Source organism: Streptomyces purpureus (genome assembly GCF_014648195.1).
GTDB lineage: Bacteria > Actinomycetota > Actinomycetes > Streptomycetales > Streptomycetaceae > Streptomyces > Streptomyces purpureus.
Genome location: NZ_BMQQ01000019.1, coordinates 61,629 through 83,882 on the forward strand (window position 1 = coordinate 61,629; position 22,254 = coordinate 83,882).

Genomic DNA, 22,254 nt, shown 5'->3' on the forward strand with positions numbered 1-22,254 from the left:
GCAGGTTCGAATCCTGCCGGGGGCACAACGCATTACCGCTCTGACCTGGGGTTTCTCCCCCAGGGAGGGGTCCTATTCGGCCTCGGACTCGTCGTCCGGGGCCGTTTGCGTGAGCGGTGCGTGAGCGGACGGGTCGCCAGGCTCCGATATTTCTCCCGATGGATCAGCACCATCCGGCACGGAGTCCGCTTCGGCTTCTTCGGCTTCGCCGGGCTCTTCGGAGTCCGCTTCGGGGGTGGCGTTCTCGGTGGTGACGTTCTCGGTGGTGGCGCGGGCTCGCGGTACGAGCCGGGCTGCGGCCTCGGCGATGGCGAGGTCCGCCTCCGGGAGCAGGCTCGTGTACGTGTCGGCCGTGATGGTGATCGAGGAGTGGCCGAGCATCTCCTGGATGTCCTTCAGGTCGGCCCCGGCCGCATGGGCCAGCGTCGCGGCGCCATGGCGGAGGTCGTGGAGCCGGACCGGCGGGAGACCGATCTCCTCGTACAGCTCGACGAACCGCCGCGTGACGTTGGCGGGGTGGAGCAGCTCGCCGTTCTCGCGCGTGAAGACCCGTCCGGTCTCCACCCAGGCGCTCTCCCACTCCTCGCGGTCCTTGTCCTGCTGGGCGCGGTGCCGCTTGAGAGCCTGGACCGTGTCGGAGTCGAGCGCGATGGTGCGCGCGCCGGCGTCGGTCTTGGGGTCGTCCTCGTACACCTCCCAGCCGTCCACGACGAGTTGCTTGGCGACGGTGATGAGCCCGGCGTCCAGGTTGGTGTCGGTCCACTTCTGGCCACACGCCTCGCCTCGCCGCAGCCCGCGGAACGCGATCAGGTGGAACAGCGCGTACAGGCGGTCCTCTGCAATGTGGTCGAGGAAGAGGCCGGTGTGCTCCGGTGTCCACACCATCACCGGCGAGGGCTTCTCGCCGGTCCGCTTCCAGTGAAGGATGCGCTCCTCGGTCCACACGAGGGCCTTCGGCCGCTTGCCTGCCTCCAACTCGACGTGGGCAGCCGGGTTGAAGGTGATCAACTGCTGTGCGATCGCGGCGTTCAGCGCGGCCCGCAAGGTGGAGCGGACGCGCTGCCGCGTGGCCGGACCGACGATGCGGCGGTAGGGCTCCATCTCTGCGATGGCTGCCTTCATTGCCTTACGGCGGGCGCGATGCTCGCGCCCCCTTCCAAGGAATCTGGGCGAGGTCCTCGAACGCCTTGCGCCGCGCGGCGTTGCCCTCGGCGATCTCGACGTTGGCATCGGCGATGGCCTCGAACATCTCCGACAGGTGGGCGACCCGAAGGCGGTCGAGCCGGTAGTGCCCGATCCTGGGTTTGAGGTGCACCCGGATGTTGCTCTCGTCGCGGCTGATGGCGCTCTGCCGCCCCTTCTTGCCCGCCAGCCACATGTCCAGCCACTCGCCGACCGTGAGCCTGCTCGTCAGGTCCAGGCCGTGGCTGAGGCGCCTGCGGGTCGCCTCGACGTTCGGCAGCGGCGCCTTCTCGTCTGCCACCTTCTCCAGCAACTCGGCTATCTGGGCCAGGCCCTCGGCGTCGTCGGCGTCGGCGAGGCCGATGAGCGCGCGCACGTGGTCGAGGTCGGCCTGTGCAGCCTTGAGCGAGTCGTAGCCGGCACGGCTGAAGGAGCGGCGGGTGCCGTCTTCGCGGGGCGGGAGCTCCTGGCGTATGGAGTACGAGCCGTGCTTGCGGCTGGAGAGCTTCGGGCACTTCTTGCCGAGCGGCTTTCCGGTGTGGGGATCGCGGCAGTAGCAGCGGCGGTGGGTGGAACCCTTCAAAGATCATTCTCCTCATCGGTGTTGCCGACGTCCGGGTCGACGTCGGCGAGTTCTGGTGGCAGGTCCGGTGGTGTGCCGCCGTCTTCGCGGATGAAGACGCGGGCGCTGCGGAGCCGGTACTTGGCTTCCAACACCCTTTCCGCATAGTCGGCTTGAGCGAGTACGGCTTCCTCGCGTTCGGCCTGGTGGGGTGCCGTCTCGGCCTTCCAGCGCTCGTGCTTCTCGCCCTTCAGAGCGGCCAGGGCTGCGCGCTGGTGGCGGACGTGGGCGCGGAAGGAACGGAGCATGTCGTCCTCCATGCCGAAGTCCTCGCTGTCGCCGGTGAACCAGCGCATGGCATCCCACGTCGGCTCGGAGTACTGCAGGGGAAGGCGCTGGACTCGGTCGACGTAGCCGACGGGGTAGAGCAGGCAGATCGGGTAGGTGTGCAGGGCTTCCGCGAGGACGAGGACATCGACCAGGGGCAGGTTGGCGCGGCGGCCGGATTCCATGTTGGCGATCACGTTGCGCGGGATCGGATGGCCGATCTCCTCGCAGCGGTCGGCCAGGTCCTGGGCGCTCATGCGCAGCTCCTTCCTTCGTCTGCGTACCTCGGCGGCCACCGTGGCCATCACCTGATCCACCCACTCCGGGACGTCGTCCTCGTCATCTCTAGGATCAAAACGGCTTTGTGTCATGGAGACACATTAGCTTCCCGATGATGGTTAGTGATCGCCTGGAGCCGGACGTGATGCCGCGTTCGCCGAGGGCTCACTCACGAACGGAGCACTGCATGCGCAACAACGACACCGCCGAGCACCCCAAGGGCATGACGCGGGAGGAGCTGCTGGCCCTGCCCGCCGCGGTTGACCTGGACACCGGCAACCGGGCGCTGGGACTGGGCCGGAGCAAGGGCTACGAGCTGGCCAAGCGCGGCCAGTACCCGTGCAAGGTCCTGCGGCTGGGCAAGGCGTACCGCGTCGTGACTGCCGACCTGTTGAACCTGCTCGGCCTGGCCGCATGACCACCCGAGCCCGTAGCAGACGCTTCTGTGCTGAGCTGACACAGAAGCGCTGGACTGTGGCCCGGCGCGGACGTACTGTCCGTGTTCCCTCGCCCCGGCCAAGGAAGCGAGAAAGCCCCCGGCGCGCCAACGCCGGAGGCTCCGCACACTCCACTGCCCGCATTCCAACGAACGACCTGCGTGAGTCGGGCCTGCATGCCCGACGTCACCGGATAAGGAGCTGCCCTGTGCAACCTACGACACCCGAGCCGCATTCCGCACCCGGCAAAGCCGCATGGCCGACGGTCGCCGTACCCGGCCGACCCGGCCACGCGCCCGAAGCCGCCCCGGCAGCTGACGACAGCGCGCCGGACACGGTTCCGGCGGCTCAGCCCGCCGAGGAGGCGGCGCTGGACCCGGAGCCGACGTACGGCTCCGAGCTACTGAACGAACTGCGTGCCCAGGTAGCACAGTTCGTGATCCTGCCCTCCCAGCAGGCGCTGGACGCGGTCACGCTGTGGGTCGCGGCGACGCATCTGCAGCCCGCGTGGCAGCACGCCCCACGCCTGGCGGTGGTGGGGCCGGCGAAGCGGTGCGGCAAGTCACGGCTCCTGGACGTGCTCACCGAGACGGTCCACGAGCCGATGCTCACCATCAACACCACGCCCGCGGCAATCTTCCGCTCCATCACCGACGAGCCGCCCACCCTGCTGGTGGACGAGGCGGACACCATCTTCGGCACGCCGAAGCAGGCGGAGAAGAACGAGGAGATGCGTGGCCTGCTCAACGCCGGCCACCAGCGCAACCGGTACGTCACCCGCGTCGTCGGCAACGACCACACCCCGCACCGGTTCGCCACCTTCGCCATGGCCGCGCTAGCGGGGATCGGCGACCTGCCCGACACGATCATGGACCGGTCGGTGGTCATCCGCATGCGCCGCCGGGCCGAGGGCGAGAGTGTCAAGCCCTTCCGCTCCCGCCGCGACACCCCCGCCCTCCACGACCTGCGCGACCGCATCGCCGCGTGGACACGGCCGCTGCTCGACGAGGCCGCCGACCTGGAACCGGCGATGCCGGTGGAGGACCGTGCCGCCGATACCTGGGAGCCCCTGGTGATCGTCGCCGATCTCGCCGCCGGGCCCTGGCCCCGCCTCGCCCGCGCGGCGTGCGCGCAGATGGTGGCGGCCGAAGTGGCGGCCGAGGAGGATCACCCCAGCTCGGCGCGGATCCTGGCCGACATCCGGCGGGTCTTCGTCGCCCAGCGTGAGGTCGACAGCCTCTCCACGGACGAACTCCTGCACCATCTGCGCCAGGACCTGGAAGGCCCCTGGGCGGAGTGGGGTCGCAACGGATTGAGCCCGCGTGAGCTCGGCTCGCTGCTGCGCGACTTCGACATCCGGCCCGGCAACGTCCGCCTCGCCGACGGCACCCAGCGCAAGGGCTACACACGCAACAAATTCCTCGACGCATGGCGCCGCTACTGCCCGACCGTTCACTCAGTGAACGCCGAGCCCGCCGCCTCCCCCTCGGGCTGAGCCCCGCGTCCCCCGGTGACCGTCCCTGCCGTCCCTGCCGTGATCCCGCAGGTCAAACGGCATGCGGCCGGGACGGAAACCGGAGGCAAGACGGCAGCGCGATCATGAAGACCACGCTGCCACCAACAGGACGCCGCCCCGATCCGTCTCGTGCCGTCCCGGGCGTCCCCGCCGTATCACCGCAGGTCACAGCACATGCGGCTGGGACGGCAAGACGGATCCGATCCGTCCACGGCCACCGCGCCGCAGCCGCAGCCGCAGCCGCAGCCGCACCAAGGCTGCGGGCCACCAAGACGGAAACGCTGCCACCCCTGCCGTACCGGCCCTGACCTGCGCTTGCAACGGCCAGGACGGCAAAGACGGACCACGCCACCACCGCAGGAGTATCCCGCGTGACCACCCTCGCTGTAACCACAGACCGAACCACCGCACATCGAGCGCCTAGCGCGGAACGCGCCGCGATCCGCACCCTCGCCACAACCAGCTGCACCCGGTCCTACGACACGCTCAGGGGCGGCAAGTGATGACCAAGCGCGCCGCCGAGCGGTATGCACTCGGCGCGGCGGGATTCGTCATCATCGCCCTCACCGCCGGAGGGTTCTGGCTCTCGTACGCGCACCTCGCCGAGGTCGCCGGGCAGCACGGGCTGGGAGGCTCCCCGGTCCGCCAGTGGGCCTGGCCGGCGACCCTGGACGCCTTCATCGTCGCGGGCGAGTTGCTGATGCTCCGTGCGGGCCTGCGCCGGGTACCGGACTGGTGGGCCATCGGCCTCACGGCCACCGGATCAGTCGGCTCCATCGCGCTCAACGTCGCCGGAGTCAGCCGTACAGGGAACGCCACCGCTGTCTCCCACCTCGACTACGTGGTCGCCGCAGTTCCCCCGACTGCCGCGCTACTGGCCTTCGGTGTCCTGATGCGGCAGATCCACCAGCTCGTTGCCAAGCCCACCGAACGCCACCACGCAGCCAACCACGGCCACAACCTCACCGTCGGCGCACGGCCCGCTGCACTTCCGGAACACCACCCCGGTCTGCCGGAGCCAGCCGGCCTCGACGTGGCAGACGGCCAGGGCGACGTGGCGCAGGGGCCTGCCGAGGTGGCGCAGAAGCCCCCCGCTGTGTCCGACGAGTACCTCGCGATCGCCCGCACCGCGCCGCTGGGGCGTGGAGGCCGCGCCTCGCGCCGCCACATCGAAGCGACGATCCGCGGCAAGGGCCTGTCCATCAGCAGGGCCGACGCGGAAACGATCAAGGACGTCCTGCAGGGCGAGCTCGACGAGGCCGCCTCTCAGCGGCAGGCCGAACGCGACAAGGCCCCCGCTGACGCCTACTGAGTCACCGCAGCCGCTCCCATCACCCTTCCCGCATGACCCGCACCCTTCGTCCCCGCGCAGGCCAGCGCGGGGACGAGTGCCCGAGCCGCTACGAGTCCACCTGACATCGCCGCCCCTCCCGTCCTTGCCCTGACCAGGCATGGGACGAGCGTGCTCAGTCACTGACCGGCCACCAACACCCCACGGAGAAACACCCATGCGCAAGCCGACCCACGAACTCCCCACCAGCGAACAGAAGATGACCACCACCCCAGCCACAACGCCAGCAAGGTATCCCGCTGGACCGTCCAAGGGCCGGCTCAACGGGGATCCCTCCGCCCCGGGGGTGGCGGACGGGCTCGGGCACCAGGGGGCGCCCGAGAGGAAACAGCCCGCAGGCACCGCCGCCGCCCAGCTGCAGCGTGCCGCCGACGCCGCCGCGCTGCACCGCGTCGCCCGCCGCCGCCAGCGCGAAGCCGTGCAACGCAAAGAACGCGTCGATGTGCGCTACAGCGTCGACGAGAAGGCCGAAATCCTCCGTGAGGCTCGCTCGCTGAACATCGCCGGTGCCCACTACGTCGGCGCCGTCGTCATGGCCCACGTCCACGGTGATCTCGGCCTGCCCGGCCAACGAACCGAACTCGACGACTACATAGACGAACTGACCGCCCTCCGTGGCGAGGTCGCCAAGATCGGCCACAACATCAACCAGATCGCCAAGAAGCTCAACTCCGGCGGTCATTCACAGCCTGGGGACACCGCCGTCCTGGCCCAGGCCGAACGCACCCTGACCGCAGTCGGCGCCACGATCCGCCACATCGCGTCCGCCGCGAACCAAGCCGTCGCCACGAAGGCGGTCCGGTGATCGCGAAGATCAGCAGTGGTAAGGAGACCGCCGGATTGATCCGGTACCTGTTCGACACGAAGAAGGCCAAGGACCACACCGACCCGCACCTGGTCGCCTCCTGGGACGGCTTCGCCCCCGACCCCGGCCGCAGTGACGACCCCGACGCCACCAGGAAGATCCTCGTCGCCGACCTCGACCTGCACGTCAAGCAGGCCCGGCGGCTGGGCCGCGCGCCCGAGCAGCACGTGTGGCACTGCTCGCTCCGTGCCGCCCCCGAAGACCGCATCCTCAGCGACGAGGAGTGGGCTGACATCGCCCGCCGAGTTGTGGCGGCCACCGGCATCGCGCCCGACGGCGATCCGGACGGATGCCGCTGGGTCGCCGTCCGCCACGCCTCCGACCACATCCACATCGCCGCCACCAAGGTCCGGGCGGATCTGCGCACCGCCCGCCACTGGAACGACTACCACACCGCCGACCGTGAACTCGCCGCCATCGAGAAGGAATACGGCATGCTCCAAGTGGTCCGCGGGGACCGCACCGCCGCCAAGCGGCCCACCCGCGCCGAGCAGGAGAAGGCCCGCCGCGCCGGCCAGGACAAGCCCGCCCGCGAACGGCTGCGCACCACCGTGCGCACCGCCGTGGCAGCCGCCTCCAGCATGGAGGAGTTCGTCCACCTGCTCAGCCACATCGACGACGTGCTCGTGGAAGTCGTGTACTTCCCCTCCGGCGATGTACGCGGTTACAAGGTCGCCGCCGAAGACACCACTACCGCCGGCAAGGAGCCCGTCTGGTTCTCCGGCTCCGAACTCGCCCCCGACCTGTCCTTCCCCAAGATCCGCAAGCGCCTGGAAAACATCGACCCGCAGCCCGCTGGGCAGCCGGGCCGACGCAGGCCCAACCCCTGGCACCAGGCCACCGCCGCAGCCGAACGCATCCCCCACCACCTCGACCAGACAGACGACGAAGCCTCCCAAGCCCACCTCGGCGCCTTCGGCGAAGCCCTCGACGCCCTCCCCCTCCTCGCACCCCAGGCACTGCGGCCCCAACTCCGTGAGGCAGCAACCGCGTTCGAGCGTGCCACTCGCTCCCGCATCCAGGCCGAACACCAACACGCCCGCGCACTGCGCGGCGCCGTGCGGGCGATGGTCCGCGAGCCCACCCCCAAGGACGGCGCCATCCTGTCGATGTTCCTGGACGCCGCAATCCTCGTCGTCATCGCCGTCGCCCGCTGGCACCAGCTCCGCCACCACGACCAACAAGTCGCCGCCGCCCAGCAGACCCTGCTCCACCTCCAGGCCGCCTACGACCAAGCAGCCACCGCACCGCTGGCCGCTCTCGCGCAGCGCCAGCCGCCCCAGCAGACCGTGGACCGGCACATCCGCCGCCTACGCCAGGTCGTGCCCGAGCACGCGGAGCAGATCATCGAAGACCCCGCTTTCGCGGCCCTCACCACCGCCCTCGCCGAGGCAGAGACAGCCGGACACGACCCGGAACGGCTGCTTACGCATGCGGCCGACCAGCGCGCCCTGGACGACGCCCGCCGCCCCGCACGAGTCCTGACCTGGCGCATCCAACGCCTCAGCGCACGGCCGGCACCCAGCGCACAAGCCCGCGCCGCACAGGCTCAAGCAGCACAGGCCCGAAGCACCACACAGCGCCCCACCGCCCCGGCCCACCTGGCACCCGCCGTCCCAGCTCCACAACCGCAGCGCACACGACGGCGCTGATCACGACCTTGTGGACAACCTGGGGGCACGTAGCTCCAGCCCTTCGACGAGCTCCCAGGTTCGTGCGTCCATCAGGTTCTCTCCGTAGGGCATGCAGGTCCGAGATTTGAAGGCCATGCAAGGCTTTCCCGGATCACGCTGTCGCTGGCGCGGAGTGCCGCCGTCAGCTCTCCCTTCAGCTCGTCCGGCATGGTCCCTGCCCCGAGGGCGCAGGAACGCACCAGTGCGCGGCAGTCCTGTGCTTGCAGGTCCGTGGCGATCGCGGTGAACAGAGGGTGCGCCAGGTTCTCGCGGGCCGCGTAGCCGTCTTCGGCCTCCGTCGTCCTGCGGTGGAGGTCCTCGACGATGCAGTGCGCGGCGGGCGAATCAGCGGAACCGATCGCGTCGAGGACGGTAAGGCCGAGCCGGGCATCGAAGACAGTCATCCCAGGTTCAGACCGGCGCTCAAGATAGGCGGCCGCCAGGTCCGCCACGTGGTCGTCGACCGTCTGCCCGGCGGCGCGGCGGCACAGCACGGTCAGGCATGCCGTAACGGCTTGCTCCCACGGATCGCCAGGCATCGTGTCGGCGAGGAGGAAGGCGGCTCGTGCCGTGTCGCCCTCAACGAGAGCGGCGAGTATGGCGACTTGGCGTCCGTCGAGCATCCGCTTGCCTACGCCTCGGTGAGTTTCGATGTGCGTCAGAGCCTCGGCCCAGCGTCCCTTGGTGGTGAGTGTGCGCGTGCCGTCGGCGAGGAGCACGCGCCACAGCCACGTACGGACCTCGTGGCGGTCCTCGTCGGTCGCAGTGAGGACCGCCGGTACCGCGACGCCCTCGAACTGAGCATCTACGCCCGCCTCGACGGCTCCATACAGGTCGAGCAGTCGCTGGCGGCCTTCATCGCCGCGGCCCGCGCGGATCTGGAGGCGGGCGAGGTTGACGACTGGTTCCAGCCCTCGGATTGCGCTCATGCCGGGCAGGGGGCAGGCGTGGAGGTAGGCGGCGGCGTGCTGGTGGCACATCTGGCGTGCGAGGTCGGGAAGGTCGAGATCGGAGGCTATGAGCGCGGCCTGGTTGTAGACGGCTGATGCGAGCCCTTGGTCGGTCTTGTTCACCGCGGTGTCGGCCAGGTCGACGAGAGCGCGCACACGCTCGGGCAGGGGCAGGCAGGCGGGCCGGAAGCGGGCAACGAGCGGGAAGCGTTGGGCTGTGGGTCCGTGCGGGTCCATGGGTCCCCCCAGGCATAAGTGAGAACTGGTGAGGCGACGGTGCCCGCCGGCCGTACGTCGGCGGGCACCGTCCGCTACACGTGGGGCGTCACTGCCAGTCGACGACGATGCGGTTCAGCGGGGTGTCGAGAGCGAAGAGGCCGGGGCGCTGCTCGATGCTGGGGGCGTCGAGGGGCTGGATTTCGAACGAGGCTTCGCGGCTGCGGTATTCGCGGTCCCAGGTGCGGATGGCGTCGGCGACCTTCGCGGCCAGTTCGTCGCTGCCGGGACCGTGGCCGATGACGCCGAACTCCCAGAGTTTTCCGCCCTCGGGGGTCCTCTTCTCCGACAGCCGCCGCGCCAGGTAGGTGACGGCGCCCTTGTCGACGACGGCGGTCGACGAGGGGTAGGGATCCTCGGTGAGCAGAGTGCCCTTGGCGCGCTGAGGGAACAGCATCCGGATCAGGCCGGAGGGAAGGGAGCAGGTGACGAACAGTTCCATCCACTCCGGCGACTCCATGGCTTGGACCGTCATGCCCGTCCATTCCTCGGTGCGGGACTGCTCCAGCACACCGGCAAGGGCGTCGGTGTCGATGTGCTGCCCGGCGGGGGCCTGAAGCCGGACGGTGCCGTCCGCGCTGAGCGGGATGACGCGGCGGTCGTCGTCGGCGATGCCCCGCCTCAGCGGCATGAAGGTGTTCATCTCGCTGCCGAGGGACACCCATCGGCCATCGCGCTGCTCGTAGGCGATGGAACGGGAGACGGTGCCCTTCAGGCGCTGAGGGACGAGGAGCCGGCCGCCAGGGGCGAGCTGCTGCAGCCAGGCGTGCGGCACGCCGTGCGCGCCGACGGTGGCGATGATCCGGTCGTACGGCGCTCCCTCGGCATAGCCGAGGGCTCCATCACGGGTCACTGCCTCGGCATTGGTGATCCCGGCGGCGGCGAGGTGCGCGCGGGCGCCCTCCGCGAGGTCGTCGTCGACGTCGAGGGTGGTCACGTGTCCGTTCTCGCCGACCAGGTGGGCGAGCAGACCGGCGTTGTAGCCGGTGCCGGCGCCGAGTTCGAGGACGCGCTCGCCGGGCTGGGCGTCGAGCTGGTCCAGCATGAGGGCGACGACGCCCGGCTGGGAGGCGCAGGCGATCGATGTGCCGTCGGTGTCGTACTTGATGTGCACCGGTGCGTTGGCGTAGGCATCTTCGAGCGATGCATCGGGCACGAACACATGGCGGGGCACGGTCCGCAACGCGGTCTCGACCGCAGGCGTGCGGGCGTGTCCGTCCGCGCGAAGCTGGTCGACCAAGGCGTTGCGGAGGCGCTCGGCGTCTGCCGTGGGGGTGGTGATTGTGTCGGTGTTCACCGCGCTGACGCTATCGATGTCGGCTGTTGCCTCGGTGGGCGACTCGGTGTGGTCACTCGTTCCCATGACTACCTCTCGTGCGATGTGGGACAGGGCGCTTTGATCGTCCCGGAGGAGACCGGCGCGGTTGGCGTGGAAGATCACGTGGTGGGCGATGACGGCTCGCAGGCCGCGGGTGAGGGCGCCGCGGGTTGCGAGGTCTGCGAGCGTGGCGCCGGCCCGTTCGAAGGCGGTCGCCCATTCCTCGTGCGCGTGGAGTGGGCCACTCGGGCGGCAGAGGCTGTGGGCGTCGGCGGTCATGAGCTTGCGCATGGCCGGAACCAGTTCGGCGGCTCGTTCGGGCGGCTGTGGAGCGGCGGTCGGTCGAAAGGCCGCGACCTTCGCCCATACGTCGCCCTGTTCGAACCAGTCGAGTCCGGCACCGCGCATCATGACGCTCGCCAGCAGGACGGCGGTCTCCCCGCGTCCCAAGTGCATCGGGCTCGGCTGGTAGGTGAGCAGGTGGCGGGAATCGCTGTGGAACAGTTCGTGGGCTGCGTCCATGGCCTCCGGGCCTCCGAACGCGTCGGTCTCGGGCTCGTAGACGCAGGGCAGGCACGACACAGCCACGCCGTCGCCGACGAGATCGCTCAGGAGCGACTCAATGGCTGGTGAGGGCTTGTCCGCGAGGTAACGCAGCGGCCAGGGCTGCTTGCTCATGAACCACCAGCCGGTGAGCTGCCCGTCGGCCTCTGCCTCGATCAAGGTGGGGCCGAGGCGTTCGGCAATGGTGCGCCGGGCAATCTCGCGGTCGACGAAGGTGATGTTGTGCTGCTGCCAGCGGTCGGGAGGCATAGAGGTCCTTCGGTCGGTGGATCAAGCGATGAGGAGGCAGGCGTCCCAGGCGGACCGGGGTGGTGCGGCGGTGATGGGCGCGAGAAGGGCCAGGGCTATGCCAGCGGCGCCGTCGAGTAAGCCGGGACCGCCTTCCTCCTCGTGTATGAGCGCCGTGACCATGAGTTCGGGGTCGGTGCCCCTTGGGATGACCGCAGCCAGGAGGGCCGGGATCACGGCTCGGAGTTTCCCCGCGGTCGAGGGGTGAGCGTCGTCAGCCGTACGCGCGGCAGCATGGGCGAGGCCGGCGAACCCGTGGCAGAGGCCGTTGTCCGTCGTGGCCTTCAGCTGCTCGGGAGCGGTGAGGGTGGCCACGAGCGCGTTCTCCGCGTCGATCTGGCGGCGGGTGTCGCCGAGGGCCAGCGCGGCAAGTTGCTGGGCGCGGGCGAGGCCGGCGGTGCCGTAGCACCAGGACGGCCGCCGGGGCGCGGACGGGGCGAGACTCCCGCTTCGCAGCTCTGTCTGAGTGACCCAGTACGGCCAGACCGGTCCGCCGTCGGCCTCCTCCTTCCAGCGGTCCAGCCAGGCCAAGGTGGTGTGTAGTGCTGCGTGGTGCCCATCGGTGACGGAGCCGTTCCGGGCGGCGAGGGCCAGGAGCGCGAGCACGCCGCCGATGCCGTGCGCCATACCGGTGTTGGCGTGCCCGCCGTGGAAACGGTCGTCTGGGCTGCCCGAGGGCCCGGTCTCCGCCCACCAGCCCGGCAGGCTCTCGCCGTGGTGGGTGATCGGTTCGGTGAGGCGCACGCAGTAGTCGAGAACGGCGCGCGTCGTGGAGCTGCCGGGGCTTCGGCGCAGTAGGTAGGCGCCGTATCCGGTGAGGCCCCGGATGGCGTCGAACTCGGCGAGCTGCGGCAGGCGTCCGGCGTCGATGCGGCGGTGTGCCGCGTCGAGACGGCGTCCGACGTCGACTGCGATCTGGGCGTCCAACGCGTCGAGAGCGCGCTGGTAGGAGCCGGGCAGGTGGTCGGCGGCACAGGACAGGGCGTGGGCGAAGGCAGGCACTCCGTAGAAGGGGTGACTGTCCGGGCCGCTGGTGAGCGGCTGTCGGGAGGCGGCGGCGAGCCAGTCGTGGGCGCGGTGCCACGGGCCGAGGCCGTTCGCGGCCAGCTCGATGTGCAGGAGCGCGATGCCGGGCGGGCCGTAAGCGAGATGCTGCCGGTCCCAGGACAGCGTTCTGGAGCCGAGGGGCACGGTGTCGGGATCGGCGAGCTGGGCGGCGATGGCCTCGACCAGGCCGAGCGCGGGGTGGGGGGTCACGACGCCGTCCTCTTGGTGCGGGCGGTCCAGGACAGGGCGGCGGCGCGCGCCAGGTAGTGGCACACCTCTTCCTCCGGGAAGTTCACGGAGACGTGGCGCACGAAGTGGACGTGCAGCAGGGAGGTCAGGACGTCGTCGACGGCGATGCCCTGGGTGTCCGGGCCGGGCAGGTGCGGCCGGTACGCGGCGAGTGCCGCTTCCCGGTCGGCCCATCCGGACACGATGGCGTCTCCGCCTGGGACCCTGCGCAAGGCCGACCAGTCGTCGCTCGGGTCGGCGAGCCGTACGGCGTCGCTGAACTGGGGGCGCGGAACGGGCACGGGGGCGGTCGGAGAGACATGGTCGATCAGCCACTGCATTCCAGCCTCGGTGGTGCCGAGGAACGCGGAGGTGATGGCGACCGTGTGGGCCGCCACCAGCGTGCGCTGGCCCGGACGGCGTGGCTGGGCAAGTTGGGCCAGGACAGCGCGCGAGTCCGCCCGGAACACCTCCTCGGCCGCCTCCCATGCGGTGCCGGAGCCCCAGCGGCCCATCTCGCGGTAGGAGGTGGGATAGCGCAGGTCGGCCAGCAGGCCGACGCTTCGTAGCTGGTCGGCCCAGGCGCTCACCGTTCGGGCCGTGTCGGCGAAGGCTTGCGGGTCGGGGAGGGCGATGCGTACGCGGAGGTGTTGGTCCGGGTCGCGGAAGCGGATGAACCACCACGGCGGGTTGCCGAGCTGTTCGAGGAGGGCGGGCACGTGCCGGGAGAGCAAGACGTCTTGGCGGCGGGGGTCGCCGTACAGGGCGGCCAGAAGAACCGAGGAAGCGGCAGGCGTCTGCATCTGGGCCGCAGACAGGGCACGGGCCCGGCTGGGGGCCGGCAGTGGCGGCCATGCCGACGGCCCGGTTGCTTTGAGGGGCACTACGACCTCGTGGGCTCGCCCACCGCACCAGCCGTACGCCTCCGGTTCCGGGGCCTCGACGAGCACGGCCAGGCGCGAATGGTCGAGGTGTCTGCGCAGGAGCGCGCGGTGGCTGGCCTCGTCGAGGTCGAGGAAGAGGCGCCGGTCGTCCTCTACGAGGTAGACGTGGCGCGGCAGCCTCCGCCGGGCACGCCAGTCGCTGAGCGCGGCTTCCCACTCGGCCCGAGGGCGGGCATGGCCGAGCAGTTCGGACGCTTCCAGCCGCCAGCGCGCCGGGGCCAGCACGGTCCGGCCGTACCGCAGACGTGGAAGGAACGGCATCGCAGCTGCGGCGCCCCAGTCGAAGACGGTGACCTGCGCGCACTGGGCGCGGGACAGTTCGGTGAGGAACCGCACCAGTGGCGGGGTGTGGGTGCGCAGGTTCAGCGCATGCATCCCGACGGCCTCAACACGGTGGCCTCGCTCGGGGACGGCGAGGTACATGCGGCGGCCGTCGCACCCCACAGCCAAGTCCTCCGGGGTGAGGACGGTGTCCTGCTGGGCGCGGTGCTCCTGGAGGCTGATCACTGTGGGTAAGACCTGTGGGGAGCGGGTGATGTGGGTACTCTCGGGGAGCAGGGGCGGGAAAGAGAGCTGCGCGGGCATGGTGTTGCCGTCGGCTGCCGCGAGGTCGGAAAGCTCCGCGACCAGGGCCTCGCGGGCGGTGGGGGTTAGCACGCTGAGGAATCGGCCCGTGGAGACGCCGGCACCACGGGACACGCTCGCGACCTCCAGCCGGAAGTGCCCGCGCTGCAACTCTTCCAGGCTGGCCGCATGTACCCGTACGCCGATCTCCAAGTGCGGCGGCGGCCGGAGCTCGTCGGGACCCACGTCCAGGGCCTCGATCTGTTCGTCCGTGAGGATCACTTCGTCACGGCCGTCGAGCGCGGCGGCCTGAGCCAGTCGTACGAGCGCGTCATCGCGAGCGGAGACGCGGGGCCTGCGTGCGCCGGCCGGAGCGCCTGGGTAGCCGCCGGGATAGCCGGTGCCGCTGTCCGCCACGGCCTCCATGAGCGGCACCATCGTGCCGATGCCGTACCGCTCGTAGAACCGCTGGTGGTACTCGTTCCAGGCGGCGGTCCCGTACGGACGGCTGCTCAAGCGGGTCAGGATGAGAGCGGCGCGCTCGATCTCTCGGGCGACCGCTTCCGGCAGAACGATCTGTGCGTCCAGGCGGAGGTCGAGCGCGACGGGGTGGCGGCGCAGGCCAGGGACGAGGTCTCGCATCCGCGCCGCGACGCTGTCCCGGCCGCCGTGCGTGGCACATTCCTTCATGCCCGCCCGGACCGCGTGGAGTTCGCGCACGGTCTCCGCGACCGAGGCGAGGCTTCCGGCGTCGACGACGTCGAGCTGGCCCACCAGATACCCGAGGGCATCGGTCTCGGTGCTCGGAGCGTGCAGGCACGTGATCAGCACCCGCCGCCGGATCAGTTCCGTCAGCAGTTGACGCGCCTTCTTGGGACCGGCCTCGGGGAACTCCGCCTGGAGCTTGTCCACGAGGGTGGCGAACCGGATCGGCAGTCGGGTCGCGGCAAGGACCGCACGCACAGGTCCGGTCAGGGCCAGAGACGCCTCGACCGCGCGAGTCCGGTCGTCGTAGACGTCGGGCTGGAACGGCACGATGAGGCGGTCTCCGCGGAACGTCACGGTGTTGTTCATGACGACGGGCAGTCGTTCGAGGAGGTCCGGGGACGACTCCAACCGCTCGACCACGGCAGCCAGCCACTGTGCGCCGGCGCGGCCGACGGCCATGTGCTCTTCGCCCCAGTCGGACCGCACCTGCGGGCCGAACTCCGCGGTGGCCACGCCGGCGAACAGGCCGAAGGGGGTCGCCCGGTGCTGAGCCCGCAGCAGGTAGCGGGCCACGGACAGCGCCGCGCGCTGCACATCACGGAGGGCGGGGTGCTCGACCGTACACAGGGCCCGTACCTGCATGGCCAGGACGGGGCTGGAGTGCTGGAGTGCCTCGGCGACATCCTTGTTCGCCCAGACCGCGCGGAGCCACGCCACACGGGCAGACGCACCACTGGGCGAGCGGTCATCGAGGTCAGGGCATGGAGGGAACGGGAGCGAGGGCCGGGCCACGGCGCGCACGAGAGCGGTGGAACCGGTGCGGAACGCTGCGGGCGGAGCAACCACCGAGTACCTCCGTAAGGCGAGGGGACGGGCGGCTGGTGCCGCCGCGCGGAGACGCGGCGGCACCAGACAGGGGTGATCTGGGGTCCGGTCAGGCGACGTTGGTGGTGCAGGCGCCGCAGGTGGATCCGCAGTTGTCGTCGGTGAGGTTGACCAGGCCCGCCGGGTCGGCGATCTCGACGAGGGAGACGTCCAGGTCGAAGCCGTCCGATGCCCCAGGGATGTGCGGGCGTACTTCGGTGCGGCCGGTAACTACGGTGCTGCGTGTCATGCTTCAACTCCTCGTAATCGTTGTGGTGTTACTGGGCTGGAGCGCCCACCAGGTGCCGCCGCGGGAGCGTTGCCGGACGGCTGCTCACCGGACGGCGCCTGGCCGCCCGGAAGGAGGGGACGTACTCCGCGTAGGAAGTCCTCGCGGGGTGCCTGCCTCACGCCGGGAAGTCATGTGCCGGGATTCTGATCAAGCGGATGCCGGTCGTCGCTCCATGAAGTAGGCGAGTGCCTGGGCCTTGAGACGATCGAGGCACGGCTCGCACGTGTGGAAGGGAGCGTGCTGCCCGTCCCACTGCACCGGACCGAGCCAGATCACCAGGACGCCGGTACGCCCGCAGCCGAGCCAGCAGTCACCGGTGATCCACGGCCACTCCATGGAAGAACGTCCCCTTTCTCAGCTGGTCGGGATAGCCGATCTGGCGGCCTGGCAGTTGGGAGCGCAGGCCCAGAGCTGGAACGGCAGGCCCCGGTGGCGTATCTCGCCCAGTCGTCGACCGCTCGCTCCCAGTGGCCGGGCGCAGAGGGCGCAGTCCATGGCCATCTGCTGGCGGGGCCGGAGTCGGGCCAGATCCGGAAGGGGCGAGGGTGCCGTGGCCGGGATGCTCACTTGCCGGCCTCGGTACGGAGTTCCGCCCAGACCTCTTTGCCCCAAGGGCGTCTGCCCGAGCCCTGGAGGTCGTAGCCCCAGCGGTCGGCGACAGCATCGACGAGGAGCAGCCCGCGCCCCGACTCGTCGTCGGCAGCCGCCTGGCTGAGTATGGGCAGACGCGCTGGTTCCTGGTCCACGACCCCGACACGCAGTCGTGTCGCGCTCGGCCGCCCAACCGTGAGGCGGATCTCGGGACACGGAGTGTGCCTGGAGGCGTTCGCGATCAGCTCCGTGACGATCAGCGCGGCACGGTCGGCGAGGCCGTCGAGGTGCCACACACCGAGGACGTCTCGGACGAGTTCGCGGCCGAGCTCGGCCGTGGACGGCTCGCACGGGAAGGTCTGGCTGTACGTGGGGTGGCCGACGGAGAGGGCCTCAAGTGGTCTTCTCAGACTCGTCATTGGGGTGGAGCCTTCGTGTCGTCTCGGCGCCCGGCCCGCCCCCGCGGGGGAACCTCAGGGGCGGGCCGGGCCGTCAACAGCCGCCCGCACGGTGGGCGTGGCGGGCGACCAGCACCCAGACAACTCCCTTTCCCAGCAGGTTGGTTAGGGCGTTCAGGCGCTCAGCCGACGGACCCGCCTAGGGCGTTTTGACCTGCCCTTTACCTGGCGGGTGGGGATCGCGCGGACTACCGTGCCCGCATGGACACCACCCGCAACACCGTTCTTGAGGCGTGGATGACCGAACACGGCTACAGCTCCAACAGCCTCGCCGAGGCCGTGAACAGCGCCATTGAACGGTTGACCGGACACCCTGGAGGACTCGACGGCTCATCGGTCCGAGCATGGAAAGCGGGCCGGGTCACGTGGCCAAAGTCAGCCGCCCGCAAGGCACTTGAGGACGTCACCGGACTACCCGCCGTCGCCTTAGGGTTCGTGCCACGGAGCCGGCCTTCGTCCACCCCGGCCCCACCGCAGCAGGAGGACCCCGACATGAAGCGCCGTACCCTCGTCGGCAGCATCGCGGCGGCTGCCGCCGCAGCAGCCGCACCCGGCACCGCATCGCCGCGCCGTATCGGCATGAGCGACGTCAACCGCCTCAACAAGCGCTTCGCCGAGATCATCGCCAGCGACCACCGCCACGGCGGACAACTCGGCATCGAACAGCGGGCCGCCGCCCTCGCCGACGAGGCACTCAACCTCCAGAACGCCGGCAGCGCCACCCAGCGCGTACGCAGCAACCTCTACGCCTCCGCAGCCGCCTTCCGCTCCTCCGCCATGTGGGCCGCCATCGATGGCCGCCGCTACGACGTCGCCAAGGCGCACATGCGTGAGGCCCAGGCCCTCGCCGAGATGTCCGGCGACCAGGCCATCAAGTTCCGCATCTGGAGCCACGCGGGCACCATGTACCGCCACATGGGCCGCCCCGCCGACGCACTCGCCGCCAACGACGTCGCCCGCAACCTTCACCTCACCCGCCGAGACCCCCTGTTCGCCTCCCTCGGCCTGGCCCGCCAGGGCGCCATCCACGGCACAGCGCAGGACCGCACCGGCACCCGCCGCGCCTTCGAGCAGGCCCAGGACGCCATGCTGCGCGCCGACCCCGCCGACTACCGCCCGGTATGGATGCTCGCCTTCTACGACCAGGCCGAACTGGACTCCCTGGCCCTCTCCGCGCACTTGGCGCTCGGCGACTACTCGACCGCCGAGTACCACGCCCACCGCTGCCTGTCCGCCCTCCGGCCCCACATGATCCGTTCCCGCGCCATCACCACCACCCGGCTCGCCCACGCCCAGCTCGCCCAGGGCGCCCCCGACGCCGCCACAGCCACCGCGATGAAGGTCCCCGCCGACGCCGCCACCCAGCACGCCCGGGTCACACGCATGCTGCAGGAGTTCGGGGCCGCACTGCGCGCCACCGCACCGGGCAGCTCCACCGTGCAGACCTGGACCGAGCACGCCGCCACCTGGAGGATGGCCGCATGACCACGGCGCCCCCCATCGAACTGCGCACGTTCACCACCCTCGACACTGTCCGCGGCGACCTCCTCGACGTGTACGCCGACGTGCGCGCCCCGCTCCTCCACCTGCCGAACTACGCCGTCACCGCGTTCGGCGAACGCCTGGACCGACACAGCACCGAGCCGGGCTTCACAGCCGTCCTCGCGTACGCGGACGGACACCCGGTCGGCTACGCCTACGGCAACACCATCGAGCACGGCGACCGCTACTGGCAGCGCACCAGCCCGACGCCGGCGGAGAAGTACACCGAGCGTCCGGCGGTGGCCCTGAAGGAGATCGGCGTACGGCCAGCCTGGCGGAAGACCGGCACCGCCCAGCGCATCCACGACGCCCTCCTCGCCGCACGCGACGAGCCGTACGTGACGCTCATGGTCAACTCGGCTGCCGGGGACGGGAAGGTTCACGCGCTCTACAAGTCGTGGGGGTACAAGGACATCGGGCAGAGCCTGCCGTCACCGGCCTCGCCGATCCTCACCGTGATGATCCGCGTCATTCGCTGATCGGCGCTTACGACCCCGCCGTCTTCGAACGACACGACTGCTCTGCCATATACAAAGCCCTGGCCAGCGCCAGTCGCACGCACGGCATCGCGACTCATGGAATGCTGATCCACGCCCCGTTCAGCGTGACTTCGGGGCCCGCAGCCCTGGCTAGTGGCCCGGCCCGCGGAAGATCAGGCAGGGGGCGGGACCATGGAAACGTTCGACGTGGGCAGGCTGACGGACTTCGACTTCGAGGCCGTGTGCAAGGACCTCCTCGAGCTGGAATTCGGCGTTCAGCTGGAGATCTTCACCTCCGGGCCGGACGGAGGCGTGGATCTGCGGCATATGCAGGGAGACGATCCCGCCCTCATCGTGCAGTGCAAGCACTTCCACCGGTCCGGCCGAGCCAAGCTGCTGGCCCACATGCGGAAGGCCGAGGCCCCCAAGCTCGCCCATCTCAAGCCAGGGCGCTATGTCCTTGCCACATCGGTCGAGCTCAGCCGTGCCGCCAAGGACAAGCTCTACGAAATGCTGCAGCCGTTCGTCAGGTCACCGAGCGACATCTACGGCAAAGATGACATCGATGCGCTTCTCCGCAAGCACGATCAGGTGGTCAGGCGGCATCTGCGACTCTGGCTCACGAGTGCTTCGGTACTCAACTCCCTCATGTCCAAGAGCATCGTCACTCGTTCACACGCCCTTGCTGACGCAGTCAAGGCCACACTGCGCACGTACGCCGACAACGGCAGCCTCGGGGAAGCGCTGCGACTTCTTGACGATCGGCACGTGTGCGTGGTCGCCGGGGCTCCGGGAGTAGGTAAGACCACGCTCAGCCATGTGCTGTGTGCCCACTACGCGAGTCACGGGTACGACATCATAGAGATCTCAGAAGACGCGGAGGAAGCAAATGCACTATGGGACCCCGACGTCCCTCAACTTTTCTACTACGACGATTTTCTGGGACAGACCGCGATCGACGAAAAGCTGGGGAAGAACGAGGACGGCCGCCTCATATCTCTGATGCAACGGGCGACGAACTCCCCCAACAAGAGGTTTGTGCTCACCACGCGGGAGTATATTCTCGCGCAGGCCAGACAGAGGTACGAGCGCCTCGACAGGCACCGTTTCGATGTCCAGACGTGCGTGCTCGATGTGGCCGATTACACGTACGGGGCGAGGGCGTCAATCCTCTACAATCACGTCTCCGCCTCCAGCCTTCCGGCCCGCACGAAGTCAATATTCGCATCTCCAGATGCGTACGCACCCATTGTCCAGCACGAGAATTTCAATCCGCGCGTCATCGCCGCGACGCTGTCCGAGGCTGTAGCATTCGGGACCACTGGGAAGCGCATCGCGACCGAAATGGTTGCGAACCTGAATGACCCCGGCCGCGTTTGGGGCCACATCGTCAACCACCAAATCGGCGCATCTGACACCCTCCTGCTTAAAACGCAACTGTCCTTCCTGTCCGGTATCCGGATGGATACGCTCGAAAGCGTCTGGGCTTCGTCGGGGGGTGCACTCCGGGACCTGCACAATGCACTGAAGGTGCTGGACGGGACGATGCTCAGGAGTGTGCGTCACGGAGAAGTGGTGTTCGTGGAGTTCCATAACCCCTCCGTGCGTGACTACATGCGCGATTTCATCTCTTCCGATCACTCCGAGATGAAGGACTTCGTCGGTCGCCTCCGGCTCTTCGAGCAGGTCGAGTCGCTATGGTCCATGCTCTCCTCCCGCAACGCGGAGCAGGTGCTGCAAGCCCTGATGCGCTGCATGCCGGAGTTGGAACGGAGTGCGGAGCTTGCCTTCCGGGCGGATACCGTCGTGGTGGAAGGTCACCACTCCGCGCATGACAACGCCCATCGGGCCCTACTCTGCATGAAGCTGGGAACCGCCGTGTCGTCCGAGCGCGTGCATGACATTGGGTGGCGGAGCATCAGCGAACATAGCGCGATCAGCGAGGCATGGGATCCACAGACGGTTCAGGACATTCTCAGCTTTCTCGGCGATTCAAAGAGGCAGGATCTCAGAGAATTCTTCCCGCAAGCAGTCGACCAGGCAGCCGAATGGATCATGGAGTTCGATCTTCCGGATTGGCGATCCTTGAGCGACGCCCTGGATTTTGCCTCACTACTGACGGATTTCGAAAAAGGCGAAGAGGCGCATGAGTATGTCGTAGGTCGAATGGACGATTACGCCGAATGGGCTCTGGAGAGCTGGATGGAACACGGTGACGGGTCCAGGTATGACCTGACCGAAATGGAGGCCATCTTCCGTCATTACGAATCCGGGGATGGGGACCTTTACCGGCTTGACGAGGAGATGTTCGCCAAGGTCCGCGCTCTCGTGGAGGCATCGGCATCGTCTCTCAGCGCCCCGAGGACCCCGAGACGCCCTGCGCCCGCCCGTTCGACCGGGCCGACGGCGGCCGAGAGGGAGGGCGTGGCCCGCATGATGGCCACGCTCACTCCCGATGCCACCTGAGGCCGCTTGACGGCGGCCCCGGCGGCTCGGGCTCGGGCGGCCGAGGCCGCCCTGCTCGTGGCGCTATCACGCAGTCAGACACGCACCACCGCTCAACGGCCCCTCATGTACAAGGCCGTTAGTGGTGCTTCAGGTTTCACCGGCCCCGTGAGTCACCATTAGGTGATGCTTGCTGCCCGTCTTCCGCCGGTCGACCGGGGACGGGCCGGTGTCGGCTCCCCCTTTTTCGCGCGGATGTGGGAGCCGTCCACGCAGGCACGGGACCAGTCGAGTTCGCCGGCCGCATTCAGCTCGGCGAGCAGGACGCGGTGTAGTTGCTCGAAGGCCCCGGCCCGCTGCCAGCGATCCAGGCGTCGCCAGCAGGTCTGTCCGGAGCCGAACCCCAGCTCCAGGGGCAGGAGTTGCCAGGCTATGTCGTTGTGGAGGACGTACAGGACGCCCTGCAGACACAGCCGGTCTGCCACTGGCCGCGCCCGGCGACTT

16 protein-coding genes and 2 pseudogenes are annotated in these 22,254 nt (G+C 69.4%); 8 read left to right on the forward strand and 10 right to left on the reverse strand.

All coding sequences use genetic code 11. The features are described 5' to 3' along the window. Positions 1–72: 72 nt before the first annotated feature. Together IEZ01_RS22910 and IEZ01_RS22915 are read right to left on the reverse strand one after the other, a co-directional pair. A pseudogene (locus IEZ01_RS22910) lies at positions 73–1,765 on the reverse strand (site-specific integrase). Next, positions 1,762–2,442, reverse strand: coding sequence for a helix-turn-helix domain-containing protein (locus IEZ01_RS22915; RefSeq protein WP_189203489.1), 681 nt, complete (start codon positions 2,440–2,442; stop codon positions 1,762–1,764). Before IEZ01_RS22915 ends, IEZ01_RS22910 begins: the two are co-directional and overlap by 4 nt. A gap of 95 nt (positions 2,443–2,537) precedes the next feature. Here IEZ01_RS22915 and IEZ01_RS22920 point away from each other — a divergent pair, with 95 nt between their 5' ends. From IEZ01_RS22920 to IEZ01_RS22940, 5 genes are all read left to right on the forward strand, one after another. Continuing rightward, entirely contained in the window at positions 2,538–2,768 is a 231-nt protein-coding gene (locus IEZ01_RS22920) for a hypothetical protein (RefSeq protein ID WP_189203491.1), read from the forward strand. A gap of 227 nt (positions 2,769–2,995) precedes the next feature. Then, complete coding sequence (locus IEZ01_RS22925) at positions 2,996–4,282, forward strand: DUF3631 domain-containing protein (protein ID WP_189203492.1); 1,287 nt, start codon at positions 2,996–2,998, stop codon at positions 4,280–4,282. Positions 4,283–4,805: 523 nt separating this feature from the next. Then, positions 4,806–5,615, forward strand: coding sequence for a DUF2637 domain-containing protein (locus IEZ01_RS22930; RefSeq protein WP_189203494.1), 810 nt, complete (start codon positions 4,806–4,808; stop codon positions 5,613–5,615). Between the two features lie 196 nt (positions 5,616–5,811). Further along, a complete protein-coding gene (locus IEZ01_RS22935) occupies positions 5,812–6,459 on the forward strand; it encodes a MobC family plasmid mobilization relaxosome protein (RefSeq protein ID WP_189203497.1) in 648 nt (215 codons plus the stop codon). Beyond that, positions 6,456–8,171: a relaxase/mobilization nuclease domain-containing protein gene (locus tag IEZ01_RS22940; RefSeq protein WP_189203499.1), complete on the forward strand. Its 1,716-nt coding sequence runs from the start codon at positions 6,456–6,458 to the stop codon at positions 8,169–8,171. Before IEZ01_RS22935 ends, IEZ01_RS22940 begins: the two co-directional genes overlap by 4 nt. Positions 8,172–8,242: 71 nt before the next feature. Here the strand turns inward: IEZ01_RS22940 and IEZ01_RS22945 are convergent, their stop codons facing one another. The 7 genes from IEZ01_RS22945 to IEZ01_RS22975 all read right to left on the reverse strand — a co-directional run bounded on the left by IEZ01_RS22945 (position 8,243) and on the right by IEZ01_RS22975 (position 17,245). Continuing rightward, on the reverse strand, positions 8,243–9,379 hold the full coding sequence (locus tag IEZ01_RS22945) for a hypothetical protein (protein ID WP_189203500.1): 1,137 nt from the start codon (positions 9,377–9,379) through the stop codon (positions 8,243–8,245). A gap of 88 nt (positions 9,380–9,467) precedes the next feature. Further along, complete coding sequence (fxlM, locus tag IEZ01_RS22950; protein WP_189203502.1) at positions 9,468–11,549, reverse strand: methyltransferase, FxLD system; 2,082 nt, start codon at positions 11,547–11,549, stop codon at positions 9,468–9,470. Between the two features lie 21 nt (positions 11,550–11,570). Next, positions 11,571–12,845: a lanthionine synthetase C family protein gene (locus IEZ01_RS22955; protein WP_189203504.1), complete on the reverse strand. Its 1,275-nt coding sequence runs from the start codon at positions 12,843–12,845 to the stop codon at positions 11,571–11,573. Next, complete coding sequence (locus IEZ01_RS22960; RefSeq protein ID WP_189203506.1) at positions 12,842–15,796, reverse strand: lantibiotic dehydratase; 2,955 nt, start codon at positions 15,794–15,796, stop codon at positions 12,842–12,844. The genes IEZ01_RS22955 and IEZ01_RS22960 overlap by 4 nt, the downstream gene beginning before the upstream one ends. Before the next feature lie 217 nt (positions 15,797–16,013). Then, a complete protein-coding gene (locus IEZ01_RS22965; protein ID WP_189203508.1) occupies positions 16,014–16,193 on the reverse strand; it encodes an FxLD family lanthipeptide in 180 nt (59 codons plus the stop codon). Between the two features lie 189 nt (positions 16,194–16,382). After that, positions 16,383–16,571, reverse strand: a complete 189-nt coding sequence (locus IEZ01_RS22970; RefSeq protein ID WP_189203510.1) for a hypothetical protein — start codon at positions 16,569–16,571, stop codon at positions 16,383–16,385. A gap of 227 nt (positions 16,572–16,798) precedes the next feature. After that, entirely contained in the window at positions 16,799–17,245 is a 447-nt protein-coding gene (locus IEZ01_RS22975) for an ATP-binding protein (RefSeq protein WP_189203512.1), read from the reverse strand. A gap of 240 nt (positions 17,246–17,485) precedes the next feature. On the opposite strand from IEZ01_RS22975, the gene IEZ01_RS22980 reads away from it, so the two are divergent. The 3 genes from IEZ01_RS22980 (at position 17,486) to IEZ01_RS22990 (ending at position 21,771) form a co-directional block, all read left to right on the forward strand. Beyond that, positions 17,486–18,769 (forward strand): NsdA family TPR-like regulatory protein, encoded by a 1,284-nt coding sequence (locus IEZ01_RS22980; RefSeq protein WP_189203514.1) that lies wholly within the window; start codon positions 17,486–17,488, stop codon positions 18,767–18,769. Continuing rightward, positions 18,766–19,305, forward strand: coding sequence for a GNAT family N-acetyltransferase (locus IEZ01_RS22985; RefSeq protein ID WP_189203516.1), 540 nt, complete (start codon positions 18,766–18,768; stop codon positions 19,303–19,305). The genes IEZ01_RS22980 and IEZ01_RS22985 overlap by 4 nt, the downstream gene beginning before the upstream one ends. A gap of 192 nt (positions 19,306–19,497) precedes the next feature. Then, positions 19,498–21,771 (forward strand): ATP-binding protein, encoded by a 2,274-nt coding sequence (locus tag IEZ01_RS22990; RefSeq protein ID WP_189203518.1) that lies wholly within the window; start codon positions 19,498–19,500, stop codon positions 21,769–21,771. Positions 21,772–21,929: 158 nt separating this feature from the next. Here IEZ01_RS22990 and IEZ01_RS22995 read toward each other — a convergent pair. Next, positions 21,930–22,244: pseudogene (locus IEZ01_RS22995) on the reverse strand (transposase); the annotation flags it as partial. Between the last annotated feature and the right edge of the window lie 10 nt (positions 22,245–22,254).

What these genes read in the sequence shown, in the direction of transcription:
- IEZ01_RS22990 (WP_189203518.1), top strand. Translation starts at nt 19,498, where the DNA reads ATGGAAACGTTCGACGTGGGCAGGCTGACGGACTTCGACTTCGAGGCC.
- IEZ01_RS22965 (WP_189203508.1), bottom strand. Translation starts at nt 16,193, where the DNA reads ATGACACGCAGCACCGTAGTTACCGGCCGCACCGAAGTACGCCCGCAC.
- IEZ01_RS22970 (WP_189203510.1), bottom strand. Translation starts at nt 16,571, where the DNA reads ATGGAGTGGCCGTGGATCACCGGTGACTGCTGGCTCGGCTGCGGGCGT.
- fxlM (WP_189203502.1), bottom strand. Translation starts at nt 11,549, where the DNA reads ATGCCTCCCGACCGCTGGCAGCAGCACAACATCACCTTCGTCGACCGC.
- IEZ01_RS22920 (WP_189203491.1), top strand. Translation starts at nt 2,538, where the DNA reads ATGCGCAACAACGACACCGCCGAGCACCCCAAGGGCATGACGCGGGAG.
- IEZ01_RS22980 (WP_189203514.1), top strand. Translation starts at nt 17,486, where the DNA reads ATGGACACCACCCGCAACACCGTTCTTGAGGCGTGGATGACCGAACAC.
- IEZ01_RS22985 (WP_189203516.1), top strand. Translation starts at nt 18,766, where the DNA reads ATGACCACGGCGCCCCCCATCGAACTGCGCACGTTCACCACCCTCGAC.
- IEZ01_RS22935 (WP_189203497.1), top strand. Translation starts at nt 5,812, where the DNA reads ATGCGCAAGCCGACCCACGAACTCCCCACCAGCGAACAGAAGATGACC.
- IEZ01_RS22975 (WP_189203512.1), bottom strand. Translation starts at nt 17,245, where the DNA reads ATGACGAGTCTGAGAAGACCACTTGAGGCCCTCTCCGTCGGCCACCCC.
- IEZ01_RS22915 (WP_189203489.1), bottom strand. Translation starts at nt 2,442, where the DNA reads ATGACACAAAGCCGTTTTGATCCTAGAGATGACGAGGACGACGTCCCG.
- IEZ01_RS22930 (WP_189203494.1), top strand. Translation starts at nt 4,806, where the DNA reads ATGACCAAGCGCGCCGCCGAGCGGTATGCACTCGGCGCGGCGGGATTC.
- IEZ01_RS22945 (WP_189203500.1), bottom strand. Translation starts at nt 9,379, where the DNA reads ATGGACCCGCACGGACCCACAGCCCAACGCTTCCCGCTCGTTGCCCGC.